Consider the following 12,917-nt stretch of genomic DNA (forward strand, 5'->3'; position numbering starts at 1 on the left):
ATTACTTCCCTTAATGAACGATCCGATACTTTCGATCAAAAGGGTTGTGCACGACGTACGCTTCGACAACGCCGTTCCGCCAGCTGATATCCAGGCTGAAGCCGCCTCTCAACCGCAAGCCTTGGAGTTCGCCTCCGTGCAGACTTGCCGGCAGCGCAGGCAGCAGGCGAAGATCGTAGCGCTCGATCCGGCCTTGCGGATCCGTCACCGGACTGGACTGGGCGATCGCTTCGAGAATCAGGGCAGGCACGCCTCCGCTGATATCGGCGTTGAATAGCGACGGTCCGTAATCGTGAGAGGATGCGAAGGTGGCGTAATAGTTGTTGTTCGCCATCGACTGCAGCATCGTCTCCACCATCTCCGCGTCCTGCAGATGCGCGGCGGCCATCCCCATTTGCACGAGCCCGAAAGCCATCGTGCCCTGCTCGTTCTTTTTCCGCTCCCGCTTCAGCCGGTATGTCGTCTCGCACGCTTCATACAAAGCGCGGTCGCGCCGGATCTCTTCGGGAATGTCGTAATAGAGCATGTACAGCTGCGAGGCATGGCGATGATCGTAATTGTCCGCGTATTGCGGCGCCGCCCATTCCTTAAGCGCTCCGTCTTCATTGACCTGATAGGCCGGCATTTTCGCCAGCATGTCCTCCCATTTTTCGACCGGTTCGTCCTCTAGCCCGAGCGTTCGGCAGCCGACGATCAGATTCGTGAACAGCGCCTTGGCGACCGCGATGTCCATCGTCGCATTGACCGTTGCCGAACTTTCCCGATGCATAGGCGTGTTTTCCGGCGAATAGGAAGGGATGAACAGCCAGCGGCCGTCCGCATCCGGAATCAGGAAGTCCTCGTAAAACAAAGCCGCCTCCTTCATAAACGGCAGCGCGCGTGTCCTGAAGAATTCGTCATCTCCCGTATAGAGCCAGTAGTCATAGTAAAAATGAGCGGCCCAAGCCGCTCCCGCCGTCCAGAACAGCATCGGATAAGCCGTGCTGAAGTGGATGTCGTAGCCGCCGGCGCTCGTACGGGAAGGTATATGAATGCCCCGGCAGCCGAAGAGCCTCCTGCTGTTCTCGCGGTAATGCGCCAGATTTGCTTCCTGGTAATCGAAGTAGCTCAGCAGGCTCTCGAAGTCCCCCGACGGCAAGAGGCCGGATATCGCGGTCTGCACGTTGCCGTTCTGCGTGTAATCGCTGCTCCACGGAACGGGGTAGACGCCGGCCCATACCCCTTGCAGGTTCGGCGGCAGCCCGCCGCAGCTGGATAAGATCTCGTAACGCCCGGCGTTAAAAATTTTCTCCATGAACGAAGCCGGCGCGCTGCCGCTTTGCCTGCCCGCCGCCCATAGCGCCTCGTCGTCTGCGGGCAGCGCGTCATCCTGCAGCTGCAGCGAGATTCGCGAATAGCGCTCTTGGTGGACCGACGCATGCTCGCGCAGCAACCGCTCGTAGGCGGCGGGCAGCGCGGACAGCCGGCTGGCTTCATGCGCGGCGGAGAACGCTGCCAGATCGTCGATGACGACCAGAGATACCAGGATCAGAGCCGTCTTGGCCGCTCTGATCGCTACCTTCGCATCAGCGAACGACACCTCGCCGTCGCAGGCCGCCACGATCGCTACGGTCGCATAGCCGGCGCCGGTCCCCGCGAACTCCCGGATGCGGACGACAGCCTGCCGCGCGTCGCTGGCATGCGCGACGAATTCAGGTTCGGCGTAGAAATGGGACCGATAAAACTCGGCATCCGCTTCCGTATAGAGCGGCTCGCCCAACGACAATTCATAATTGGCCGCCAGCCCGCCCGATTCCAGCTGAATGACGCAGGCTTGCGCGGTTCTCGATGCAAAGACGCGTCTTGCCAATGCACGGTCGCCGTCGTCGAACTGGACGCTCGCTTCGCCGTTCTCAAAATCGAGCGAGCGGCGGTAACCGGCGCAGCCGTCCGCGAGCTCGGTCGCGATGCGCAGCTCCGCCGCTGGAAAGAAGGGCTCGGTCCATACGAGCCTGTCGTCGCCGTCATGCTCCTGCCGGTACAGGTCCACGATCGTGTTGCAGGCCTCCGCCTCGCGCCCCGCCGCGATGAGCTCGCGGATGGCCGGCAGACGAGGCGCCATCCCGATCGGCTCGATCCCCTGATTGAAGGGCACGACCAGCCGCTCGTGAGCCAAAACGATTCGCTCCGATGCGGCTTCCCCCCATCACGATCGCCCCGATCGTGCCGTTGCCGCACAGCATGCCTTCCTCCCAGCGTGCCGCCGGCCTTGTCAATGTATATCCGTTGCGGTTCATGTCCGATTCTCCTTCAATTGCCCTTTAATAAGGCTGACATTTAATACACTTGATCGTTAACGCAGCTGACAACTTACGAAGCGAACCGCTTCGCCAAAGCTATAGGATAAGGTTCTCTTGCCATAAAAACGTTTTCTTCACAGTATAGCATGCAGAGGGGGGTATGGGCATCGTCTAAAAGCGATCGGGGCTGTGGTATAATGAAATATTACCATTCGCGCGCGCTGCCGCGGGGAAGGAAGCTTACGCATGATTTATCACCCGTCCCTCCAGCAGATCAAGCTGCTGTGCGGGCAAACCGCTTACGAGCGCGGCATGAAGCTGGATAAAGCGGGCAAGGCGCTGGCCGCCGACGAGCAAAAGGACGAACGCCGGTACGAAGCGTACGTATGGGGCGCCGAAGGGCGCCGTAGCGTGCGCATCGACCTGGGCGACTCCGGCATCGTCGACGCCCGCTGCGATTGCTCGGCCGCGCATTCGCAATATTACTGCGAGCATATCGCCGCCGCGCTGATCCATCTCCACGAAGAGCGGGCGCCCGAGCCGGAGGAACGCCCTTTTCCCGCGGCGCCTTCGGTCAAGCGGGAAGCGCTGATCCCGACTCGCGACCTGCTCTTTACAAAAGGATTGATCTCGCTCTTCGACGGCCCCGCCGGAGCGGCTGACGCGGTCGAAGATAGCGGGACCGAGGCCGGCGAGATCGTCCCGCTCGACGTCGAGTTCATCTGCAAGGCCGTAACGGAGAATACCCGCTCTCCGCTGCTCGCGATCGAGATGAAGGTCGGCCCGAAGCGGTTGTATGTCGTGCCGAAGCTCAAGGAGTTCCTCGAACGGATCGAGCTCGGGCAATCGTGTGTCTTCGCCAAGCACTTCGTCTACGATCCCGCCGTTCACGTCTTCAAGCCCGAGGACCGCGCGATCGTCGACAAGCTCATCGTCGTCGCGCGCAGCGAGGCCGCTTATCGCGACGCCTTCCGCGCGGCTCCCGGCGGCATGGCCTTCGCGATGGACCGGCTGCTCATCTTGCCGCCCCTCGCCTGGGAGGACCTGCTGCCGCTGTTCGCTCGCGCGAACGTCCGCTTCGAGTACGGCATGCGGACCGCCGACGCCGTCGCCGTGACCGAGGAGCCGCTGCCCCTCGTCTTCGAGTTGGACAGCGCCGAAGACCTCGAAGGCTACCGGCTAGACATCCGCGGCCTCGAAAAGCTCGTCATTCTGGAAAATTACGGTTTTATTCTTGCGGACGGAACGCTCCATCGCACCGGCGACGCGGCGATCCGGCGTCTCGAAGAGCTCAAGCGGATGTTCGCCTACAAGCCGGCCAAGCAAGCGCTGATCGCGCCCGCCCAGATGGAGTCTTTCCTGGACCGCGTCGTCCCCTCCCTCAAGCGGATCGGACGGGTGGACATCGCGCAGCCGATCGCGGACCGCATCGTCAGTCCGCCGCTCGCCGCGCGGCTCGACCTCGACTGGCTGAACGGCAGGCTGCTCGCCCGGCTCACTTACCGTTACGGCGACAAGGAGATCAATGCCCTGCAGGCGGACAGCCCGCTGCGGCGCGACGCCATCGACAATGACGCCATCCTCGTGCGCGACGTCGACACCGAGCATCGGATCATGGCCTTGATCGAGCGCGCTTCGTTCAAGTACAACGGCAGCGAGCTGTATCTGGAAGAAGAAGATCAGATCTACCGATTCCAATACCGGCTGCTGCCCGAGCTCGAGCGGCTCGTCCAGGTCAACGCGACGGCGCCGATGCGGCGGCTCATCCAGGACCTGCCTCCTGCGCCGCGCATGACGATCGACTACGACGCGCACGCCTCCTGGCTGGAGGTGCGCTTCGACGTCGAGGGCATCGACGACGACGAGATCCGCGACATCCTGCGCAATCTGGTCGAAAAGAAGCCTTATTACCGCCTGTCCGGCGGCGGCCTACTATCGCTTGAGGACGCCAGCTATGCCGAGATCTCCCGGCTCATGGACGAGATGGGCATCCGCAAATCCGAGATCAAGGGCTCGCGGCTCGATCTCGCAGCCGTGCGAGGCCTGCCGCTCATGGACGCCGACGTTCGCGGCGGCAGCGTCAGGCTCACGCGGGCGCTGCGCGAGCTGCTCGACAACATGCGCAATCCGGACAATCTCGATTTCCCGATTCCGGACGGCTTGAAGGCAACGCTCCGCGACTATCAAAAATTCGGCTACCAGTGGATGCGCACGCTCGCGCACTACCGGTTCGGCGGCGTGCTCGCGGACGACATGGGCCTCGGCAAGACGCTCCAAGGGATCGCCTTTATCGCGTCCGTCGCAGACGAGATCCGCGCCTCCGGGCGTCCCGCGCTGATCGTGTCGCCGGCTTCGCTCATCTTCAACTGGAAGCACGAGCTCTCTCGCTTCGCGCCCGGTCTCCGGGTCCGCATGGCCGCCGGCGACAAGCACGAGCGCGCCGACACGCTATCCGGCATGGAGGACGCCGACGTCGTGATCACCTCCTATCCGCTGCTGCGCCGCGACATGGAGCTGTACGGGGGAGCTGAAGTTCTACTGCCTTTTCCTCGACGAAGCGCAGGCGATCAAGAACCATGCGACCCAGACCGCGCAGGCCGTGGGACGCATCCAGGCGGGCATTCGCTTCGCGCTCACCGGCACGCCGATCGAAAATTCGCTCGACGAGCTGTGGTCGCTGTACGACGCCGTCTTCCCCGAGCTGTTCGGCAGCCGGCGGGAATTCGCCTCGCTCTCCCGCGAGCTCGTGGCGAAGCGCGTGCGTCCCTTCCTGCTGCGCCGGATGAAGCGCGACGTGCTGAAGGAGCTGCCCGACAAGATCGAGACGCTGCAGCATTCGGAGCTGACCGACGATCAAAAGAAGCTGTACGTCGCTTATTTGTCCAGACTCCAAACCGAGACGCTTCAGCAGCTCGAACACGAGGGCTTCCAGAAGAGCCGCATGCGGATTCTGGCCGGCCTCACGCGGCTTCGGCAGCTCTGCTGCCATCCGGCGCTGTTCGTCGAAGGCTACGAAGGCAGCTCCGGCAAGCTGGACCAGCTGCTTGAGATCTTAGGGGACGCGCTGGACGCGGGCAAGCGAATTCTGCTGTTTTCCCAGTTCACGTCCATGCTCGCGATCATCCGCGACGAGCTGTCGCTGCGCGGTCTGCCCTACTTCTACCTGGACGGCCAGACGCCCGCGGCGGAACGCGTCGAGCTGTGCGCCCGGTTCAACGAGGGCGAGCACGATATCTTCCTGATCTCGCTGCGCGCGGGCGGCACGGGCCTGAATCTGACCGGCGCCGATACGGTCATCCTGTACGACCTGTGGTGGAATCCGGCAGTCGAGCAGCAGGCGGCTGACCGGGCGCACCGGATCGGGCAGAAAAACGTCGTGCAGGTCATCAAGCTCGTCGCGGAAGGAACCATCGAGGAAAAGATGGTCGAGCTGCAGCAGCGCAAGCGCGACCTCATCGCCGAGGTCATCCAACCGGGCGAAGAGAGCCTCTCCGCTATGACAGAAGACGAGATTCGCGAGCTGCTGAACATTTAATCCAATATTTGTTGTCCCGTATTGATTGCAAATTAAAACTTCGGGGTATAAAATTCATGAAATATTCGCCAGTACCTCTGGCGTATTACATATCATCCTACTAAGGAGTGATCTTTCATGAAAAAGTCCATGAAGAAAACAGCCGCGCTGGTGCTCGGCGCCGCCATCGCGATGTCCGCTACGGGTGCCGCCGCATACGCGGAAGAAACGCCGATGCCGTCGAAGCTGTGGTTCCAGGTCGGCAACCACAACATCGGCATCGACGACGGCGTCGAGACGCTCGACACGACGCCTTACATCGAGAACGGCGTCACGTTCGTGCCGTTCGCGGTCATCGCCGACAAGTCCGGCGCGCGCATCAACTACAACGGCAAGAAGACAATTTACATGAAAAAGAGCAACAACAAGGATACGTACACGTTCACGATCGGCTCGAACAAGTACATGTACAACGGCGAAGAAAAAACGCTCGCGGCCAAGCTGACCGTCAAGAGCGGACGCGTCGTCGTCCCGCTTCGCGACATGGGCACGCTGCTGGGCTGGAAGGTCGTCTCGTACGACAACGTGAAGAAGATCGTGCAGATGACGATGTAAAAGATGAATTCGATTAAACATTAATGAAGTTAAAGACGGGCACCCCTGCGGGTGCCCGTTTGTCATGCGCGCGGGCCGTAGCAAGATTGCTCGACGTTGATGGGTTCTATAGGAAGGGGCGTTCCTCATAGGCTCAAACAAGCACAGTCGCGTCCATTAGGCACGGCGAGGGAAAGCAGGTGTCGGCATGACGACAGAAACGCGAAGCCAAGAGCTGCGGTCGCTCCTCGAAGAGACGTTGCGGCAAGCCGTCACGTGTCAGGAAGAGGCGATGGCCGGTTTCATCCGGGCCGCCGCCCTTCACATGCAAATTTGCGCGCGCAAAATGGCGGAGGGCGTACCAAGCGGTGCCGGAATGCCGCCGAGCGCCAAACCGCTCGCCGACGCCGCCATCGCCGCGGCCCGGATCGCCGAGTCGTTGGACGATCTGCAGCGTCTCGCATGGGAGATCGCGCACAATCTTAAAGTAACGCGGCCGACCTCCTCCCTCCGGCAGTCTCCCGCAACGAGCGAAGCCGCCGTTTCGAAGGCTCGATTTTCAAGCCCTGAGAAAGCAGCCCCAGCCTGGTTCGCCAATATTAAAAAAGCCTCATCCCGCGAAATGAATTCGCCTGGAATGAGACTTTTCTTAAACATTACTTGGCCGCAGCTCCCTCAGTTTCTACGGGCACTACATAAGCCTTCTTCACGACGAACGCGCCCTTCGCGTTGATCAAGCCTTCCCATTCGCCCTTGATGGCGTACGCCAATCCGTCTTTGAAGGCATCCGCCTGATCGAAGGTCGGCTCGATGACGACAGCGCCCTTTTTTGTTAATATAGCCGTACTTGCCGTCCTGCTCGAACGCCGCCAGACCTTCGCTGAAGTCGCCGACGTCGTCGTAGTCCGTCTCCAATACCGTCTTGCCGGTCTTGTCGATGAATTGAACGGCGCCGTCTTTAACGACCGCCGCGAGCCCGTCGCTGAAGGCGTAGCCTTCCTCGTATTGCGCGGGAATCGCCCATTCGCCCTTCGCGTTCAGGTAGCCGAATACGCCGGTCGATTGCTCGACGCCGTCAGTCTCCGCGCTCACGAGCGTTGAAGCGAGCGCCAGCCCCCCCCCTTGAAGTCCGATACCGACTGGTACTTTGCCGGAATGACCAGCTTGCCCGTCTTGTCGATAAAGCCGTAGCTGCCGTCGATCTGCACGGCCGCGAGACCGCCGCTGAAGTAGAAGGCGTCCTCGTACTGCGCGGGAATGACGAGCTTGCCCGTCTTGTCGATATAGCCGAAGCTGTCGCCGCTGCGAACCGCGGCCAATCCTTCGGAGAAGTCGAACAGCTCGTCGTAAGCCGGGTTCAGCACCACTTTGCCGGACTTGTCGATGTAGCTCTGCGTGCCGTCCTTCGAAGTGACGAGCGCCAAACCGTCGGAGAAGTCGTACGCGCTGCTGTATTGCACCGGAATCGCGATCTTGCCGCTGCGATCCTCGTAACCGAACGCGTCGCCTTGCTGCAGCACCGACAGGCCGCCGCTGAACGCGCTCGCGATGCCGTAGGTAGCGCCGATCACGGATTCCCCGTAGACGTTAACGAACGACGTGTTGCCGTCCTTGGTGAACGGATGCAGCCGCGTGTTCACTTCATAGGCGCCGGTCGATGCGTTCCACGAGAGCGAAGCGCCGAGCGATTCGGCGACGAACCGAAGCGGCACGTAAGGCACGCCCCCGATGAGGATCGGCGCCGCGACGATCGCGCTTTTCGCGCCGTTCACCTTCGCCGTCTTCGACTCGGGCTGAAGAATGATCAGGCGGTTGCCTTTTTTGATCGAGATCGTGTTCGTCTTGGCATCGTACTTGCCCGCTGCGCCCAGAGCGGCGGAGACGCCAGCGAGCGGTCCGTACGTCGCGCCGTTTTTCGTGACGGGCGCCCAGAGGGATTGCTGGCTCGTGCCGTCCACCGACACATAAGGCTTCGCGGCAGGCGCCGCGTAGGCGCCCGGCACGGCAGCGAAGGCGAGCGCTTGCGCGCCGATGGCGACGGCGAGCGCGGTTTTGGCGATACGTTGTTGGATGCTGCGGCTATAGAACATCTCGGTTACCCCTTCATATTGGAAGATGACTGCATGTCGAGCGTGAACGCTGTCGCGCCGGCTTATTTCTTCAGATAGATCTGGTCGAACGTGCCGCCGTCCGAGAAGTGCGTCTTCTGCGCCTTATCCCATCCGCCGAAGTCCTTGATCGTGACCAGATTGAGCTTCGGGAATTGCTTCGAATACTCGAGCGCGACCTTCGGATTGATCGGGCGGTAGAAGTTGCGGGCCGCGATGCGTTGGCCTTCCTCCGTATACAGGTAGTCCAGATAGGCGGTAGCGACTTGGCGCGTATCGTGCTTTTGCACGTTTTTGGTAACGACGGCTACGGTCGGTTCGGCGAGAATGCTGAGCGACGGCGTGACGATCTCGAACTTGTCGCCGTACTCCTTTTTCGCGAGAAACGCTTCGTTCTCCCACGCGAGGAGCACGTCGCCGATGCCCTTCTCTACGAACGTCGTCGTCGAGCCGCGCGCGCCGGTGTCGAGTACGGGAACGTGCGTGAAAAGATCTTTGACGAAAGCCTTGGCTTTGTCGTCGCTGTTGTTGTTATGCTTGAGCGCGTAAGCCCAGGCCGCGAGGTAGTTCCAACGCGCGCCGCCGGACGTCTTCGGATTCGGCGTGATGACCTTCACGTCGTTTTTCACGAGATCGTCCCAGTCCTTGATGCCCTTCGGATTGCCCTTGCGCACGAGGAAGACGATCGTCGACTTGTACGGTGCGCTGTTGTTGGCCAAACGGCTCTGCCAGCCTTTGCTGATCAGGCCCTTCTGTTCGATTGCGGAGACGTCGTATTCCAACGCCAGCGTGACGACGTCGGCTTCGAGGCCGTCGATGACGGAGCGGGCCTGGGCGCCGGAGCCGCCGTGGGATTGCTTGACGGTGACGCTTTGGCCGGTTTTCTTTTTCCAGTACTTCGCGAATGCCGCATTGTAGTCCACGTAAAGCTCGCGGGTCGGATCGTAGGATACGTTCAGCAGGGTGATGCTTTTCTTTTCGTTCTTCTTCGATACGGCCGCGAACGCGCTGGAAGTCGTCAGCGCGAACGCCAGAATTACGAACATGGCGATTTGCAGGCTTCTTTTCATCTTTGCATTCTCCCTTTGTCCCCATTTGGTTTTTTTATCGGAAAACAAAGAGGCCGCGATCCGCTTCTCCGCACGAGGATGAAGTACCCGAATTGGCGTCCTTTCGTCCTCGTCCCCTGTTGATCCGCGATGCGGCGGCATGAGCGGCCAGCTAGCATGATCAAGGGATGCAGCCTGACGCCTATCGGCGTTCTCGGTCTGCGGCGGAGAAATGCATATCGGGCCTCCGGTCGTCCGGTAGGTGAATCCATTTCTTGGATCGATCATACAATTCATTATTCCAACCTGTCAACTAGGTTTTATAAACTTTATTTTACAATTATCTATTGACACTTTTCAGCCGAAGTTGCTACAATCGCTCCGTTAAACCTATTTTTCCTATTGGAATTACTAATAAGGGCTTGAAGGGGCGTCATACCGATGATGAAAAGAAATAGAAAGCTTCCTGTCCTAACCGCCGCGATGCTGATCTCGTCTGCGTTGGCCCTGTCCGCCTGCGCTTCGGGGGACGGCAAGCCGATGGATGCGGCGGCTGGGGACGCCTCGCCGTCCGCCAGCTCGGACTACAGCAAGGCGCTCACGCTCAGCGGCGTCTCGCCGGACGGGACGGAGTCGTTGTTCGCCGCATTGAACGACGCGTTCGCTGGCGACTGGAAGTCCAAGACCGGGCAAGACGTGTCGATCAAGCAAACGACCGGTCCTTCTTCCGTGGAGAAAGACGCCGTGAACGGCGGTACGCTCAAGGCCGACCTGGCCGTGCTCGGCGTCGGCACCGACATCGATGCGATCCAGGCCGCAGGGTTGGTCGAGGAAGGCTGGCAGCAGCGCTACGACTACAACAGCTCTCCCTTTTACACCACAGTGGCGTTCGCCGTTCGAACCGGCAATCCGAAAGGCATCAAGACTTGGGACGACATCGCCGCGCCGGGCGTCAAGCTCGTGGCGGCGGATCCGAAGACGTACAGCGATGCCAGGTGGACGTATGCGGGGGGCTTGGGCGTACGCCTTCGACCAAGCGGCCGACGAGGAAGCCGCCAAGACGTTCGTAAAGAGCGTGTACGCGAACGCGGGCGCGCTGGATGCCGACGAAGCGGCTGCGCAGGCGCGTTTCCTCGGCGGAGACGGCGATGTCTGGCTTACGACGGAAGCGCGGGCGCTGGCCTTGGCCGTCGGCGAAGCGCAGGGCAAGATCGAAGTCGTCGTGCCGCCCGTCACGCTCGCCGTCGAGCCGATCGTGTCCGTCGTCGACAAAAACGCGACCGAAGCGGGCACGCGCGAAGCGGCCAACGGCTACGCGGACTTCCTGTTCACCGAGCCGGCGCAGCAGATCGCCGCGGAGCACTATTACCGCCCGCGGTTCGCGTCCATCGCCGAGCAGTTCGCCTCGCAGTTCCCCGAGACGACCGTCCTCACGGTCGACGACAACCTCTCGGGCTGGGAGGAGCTCAACAGTACCCAGTTCGCCGACGGCGGCTTGTTCGACCAGCTGACGGGGAAATAAGCGGGCGGCGGGACGCGAGGTGCAGGTAATATAGGACATCGCATCCCGAGCCGCGCAAAGCGAACAACGCTCCTCGAGGAGGAGCGTTGTTCGTTTTTTTATGGGGGTTGCTGGAGCGAGCGAACCGGTCGCCTTCTGTAGAGAAGGCGATCGGGACTTTCGCGCGGCTACGGGCGCCATCGCAGATCTCCCATCACTCCACCAAACTCCCGGCGCTCTGCTGACACTCCGGCGCTCAGGCCGGATTCACCTTCACGGCGGCCTGTTTGCCGCTGACTTGGATCCCGGTCTCTCGCGTGCCGTGCGGCGCAAGCTCCTTCAGCATGCGATCGATGAGCGCCTTGGCGCGCTCGCCTTCTTTGGCGCCTGCCAGCTTGACCGTGAGCTGCACGGCGTGCCCCGAGGTCAGCAGCTTCTCCGCCTGGCGCAGCTTGGTCTCGTAGTCGTGCTCCTCGATGTGCGCGGTCAGCCGAAGTTCTTTGGTCTTGACCGCGCCGCCCTGGATGCGCTCCGCCTTCTTTTCTTGCGCGTCCGTCTGCTTGGCGGCGCCACGCGCGACGAGCTTGCACGGCGGCGGGCTGCTGAGGAGCGAAGTGCAGACGAGGTCCACCTTCGCTTCTCTTGCCATCGCGAGCGCTTCCTCCCGTCCGACGATTCCTAAATCCTCTCCGCGCAGCCCAGTCAGCGCAACCTCGGAGGCTTTTATTTTTTCGTTCATCAGCAGCATGCCGCCTCTCCCCTTTCCGTCTGCAAAGCTACATATTCAGCACGCCGTGCTGCGCGGCCGTATGCAGATCGCGCCACGCGCGATTGACCGTCTCCCGCTGCATCAGCGCGGTCATGCCCAGCATTGGCCATACCGCATGCGCGGCCGCCACCGCCGATCGCGCGACATCGACGCAGGCGCTGCTAACTCGACTCGCCGCCTCTTCCGACAACACGCGCATGTCGGCAAACGTCCGCCAAGATGACTCGGTCTCCCGATAAAACCGGTCGGAAGCCGCATCCAGCAGCAGTCGCTGCCCCGCGATCGCATCTGAAACCTCCCCGTGCCTGCCCTCATAAGCGCGGTCCCACTCGCCCCGCTTCGCGTCCGCGAGCGCGGCGGCCTCATCAAGGAATCGCCGTCCCAGCCCAAGAACGACCGCCGCAAACGAAACCTGCGCGAACGGCAAAAACGGATAGCGGTAAATCGGATCGTCGTAACGCGGCTCGGACGCGATATCGAAGGTCCGCGCTTCCGGCACGAACGCACTCGCGACGCGGATCGTATGACTTTCCGTCGCTTGGAGCCCCATCGCGTTCCAGTCCCGGACGATCTCCACTTGATCGGGCAGGAAGGCGAACGAACGAATTTCAGGCGCGCGATCATTATCAGGACCGTCGTTATCACCGCCCGCTTCGCCGCCCCGCTCCACGATACAATTCGCGGTGTAAAAGCTGGCATACCCGGACCCGCTGCAATATTTCCAACTGCCGTTCACCTGGTAGCCGCCCGGCACTGCCGTCGCGATGCCCGTCGGATGGCCGCTGCCCGCAATGACCGCGCGCCGGTCTATGAACAATGTCTCGGCCGTCTCCGCCGGCAGCGTCGCCGCGAAAAAGCCGCCGCCCGAGCCGATCGTCACCAGCCAGCCGAAGCTGCCGTCAGCATAGGCTGCCTGCTCGAAAATACGCGCGGCATCCGGCAGCGGCGTCATGCGTCCGCCCAGCTCATCCGGCACGAACAGCTTGAACAGGCGCTCCTCGTAGATCCGCTCCAGGATATCCGGCGACAAACTGCCGGCGCGTTCGGTAGCTGCCGCAGCCTCTCGAACGTGCGCCAGCAGCGCCTCCGATATTCCCTTGCCC

Annotated in this window: 9 protein-coding genes and 5 pseudogenes; 6 read left to right on the forward strand and 8 right to left on the reverse strand. The window is 61.5% G+C overall.

Annotation, left to right across the window (positions count from 1 at the left end; genetic code table 11):
- Positions 1-10: 10 nt before the first annotated feature.
- On the reverse strand, positions 11-250 hold the full coding sequence (locus OMP38_RS36040; RefSeq protein ID WP_420869709.1) for a glycoside hydrolase family 95-like protein: 240 nt from the start codon (positions 248-250) through the stop codon (positions 11-13).
- Positions 239-2,173: pseudogene (locus OMP38_RS36045) on the reverse strand (glycosyl hydrolase family 95 catalytic domain-containing protein); the annotation flags it as partial. The gene OMP38_RS36040 and the pseudogene OMP38_RS36045, both read right to left, overlap by 12 nt.
- Positions 2,174-2,591: 418 nt before the next feature.
- On the opposite strand from OMP38_RS36045, the pseudogene OMP38_RS19400 reads away from it, so the two are divergent.
- From OMP38_RS19400 to OMP38_RS19405, 4 genes and pseudogenes are all read left to right on the forward strand, one after another.
- Positions 2,592-4,736, forward strand: a pseudogene (locus OMP38_RS19400) (SNF2 helicase associated domain-containing protein); the annotation flags it as partial.
- 109 nt (positions 4,737-4,845) lie between these two features.
- Positions 4,846-5,214: pseudogene (locus OMP38_RS34850) on the forward strand (SNF2-related protein); the annotation flags it as partial.
- A gap of 6 nt (positions 5,215-5,220) precedes the next feature.
- A complete protein-coding gene (locus OMP38_RS34855) occupies positions 5,221-5,814 on the forward strand; it encodes a DEAD/DEAH box helicase (RefSeq protein WP_338130590.1) in 594 nt (197 codons plus the stop codon).
- Between the two features lie 117 nt (positions 5,815-5,931).
- Positions 5,932-6,408 carry a copper amine oxidase N-terminal domain-containing protein gene (locus tag OMP38_RS19405; RefSeq protein ID WP_277566554.1) on the forward strand — a complete coding sequence of 159 codons (477 nt, stop codon included), beginning with the start codon at positions 5,932-5,934 and terminating at the stop codon, positions 6,406-6,408.
- Between the two features lie 635 nt (positions 6,409-7,043).
- On the opposite strand, the gene OMP38_RS36050 is transcribed toward OMP38_RS19405, so the two are convergent.
- The 4 genes and pseudogenes from OMP38_RS36050 to OMP38_RS19420 form a co-directional block, all read right to left on the reverse strand.
- Positions 7,044-7,226, reverse strand: a complete 183-nt coding sequence (locus tag OMP38_RS36050; protein ID WP_420869710.1) for a WG repeat-containing protein — start codon at positions 7,224-7,226, stop codon at positions 7,044-7,046.
- Between the two features lie 16 nt (positions 7,227-7,242).
- Positions 7,243-7,479 (reverse strand): annotated as a pseudogene (locus OMP38_RS36055) (WG repeat-containing protein); the annotation flags it as partial.
- Positions 7,476-8,477 (reverse strand): WG repeat-containing protein, encoded by a 1,002-nt coding sequence (locus OMP38_RS19415; RefSeq protein ID WP_277566556.1) that lies wholly within the window; start codon positions 8,475-8,477, stop codon positions 7,476-7,478. The pseudogene OMP38_RS36055 and the gene OMP38_RS19415, both read right to left, overlap by 4 nt.
- 62 nt (positions 8,478-8,539) lie before the next feature.
- Positions 8,540-9,565, reverse strand: a complete 1,026-nt coding sequence (locus tag OMP38_RS19420; RefSeq protein ID WP_090118096.1) for a sulfate ABC transporter substrate-binding protein — start codon at positions 9,563-9,565, stop codon at positions 8,540-8,542.
- A 519-nt stretch (positions 9,566-10,084) separates the two neighbouring features.
- On the opposite strand from OMP38_RS19420, the pseudogene OMP38_RS36060 reads away from it, so the two are divergent.
- Positions 10,085-10,495: pseudogene (locus OMP38_RS36060) on the forward strand (substrate-binding domain-containing protein); the annotation flags it as partial.
- Positions 10,496-10,532: 37 nt separating this feature from the next.
- The gene (locus OMP38_RS19430) at positions 10,533-11,066 is read left to right on the forward strand and encodes a substrate-binding domain-containing protein (RefSeq protein ID WP_277566558.1); all 534 of its coding nucleotides are present in this window, start codon (positions 10,533-10,535) and stop codon (positions 11,064-11,066) included.
- 235 nt (positions 11,067-11,301) lie between these two features.
- Here the strand turns inward: OMP38_RS19430 and infC are convergent, their stop codons facing one another.
- Together infC and OMP38_RS19440 are read right to left on the reverse strand one after the other, a co-directional pair.
- Positions 11,302-11,793 carry a translation initiation factor IF-3 gene (gene infC / locus OMP38_RS19435; protein ID WP_277566559.1) on the reverse strand — a complete coding sequence of 164 codons (492 nt, stop codon included), beginning with the start codon at positions 11,791-11,793 and terminating at the stop codon, positions 11,302-11,304.
- Between the two features lie 28 nt (positions 11,794-11,821).
- Positions 11,822-12,844, reverse strand: coding sequence for an acyl-CoA dehydrogenase family protein (locus OMP38_RS19440; RefSeq protein ID WP_277566560.1), 1,023 nt, complete (start codon positions 12,842-12,844; stop codon positions 11,822-11,824).
- Positions 12,845-12,917: the final 73 nt, after the last annotated feature.

It is taken from the genome of Cohnella ginsengisoli (assembly GCF_029525555.1).
Lineage (GTDB): Bacteria > Bacillota > Bacilli > Paenibacillales > Paenibacillaceae > Cohnella > Cohnella ginsengisoli.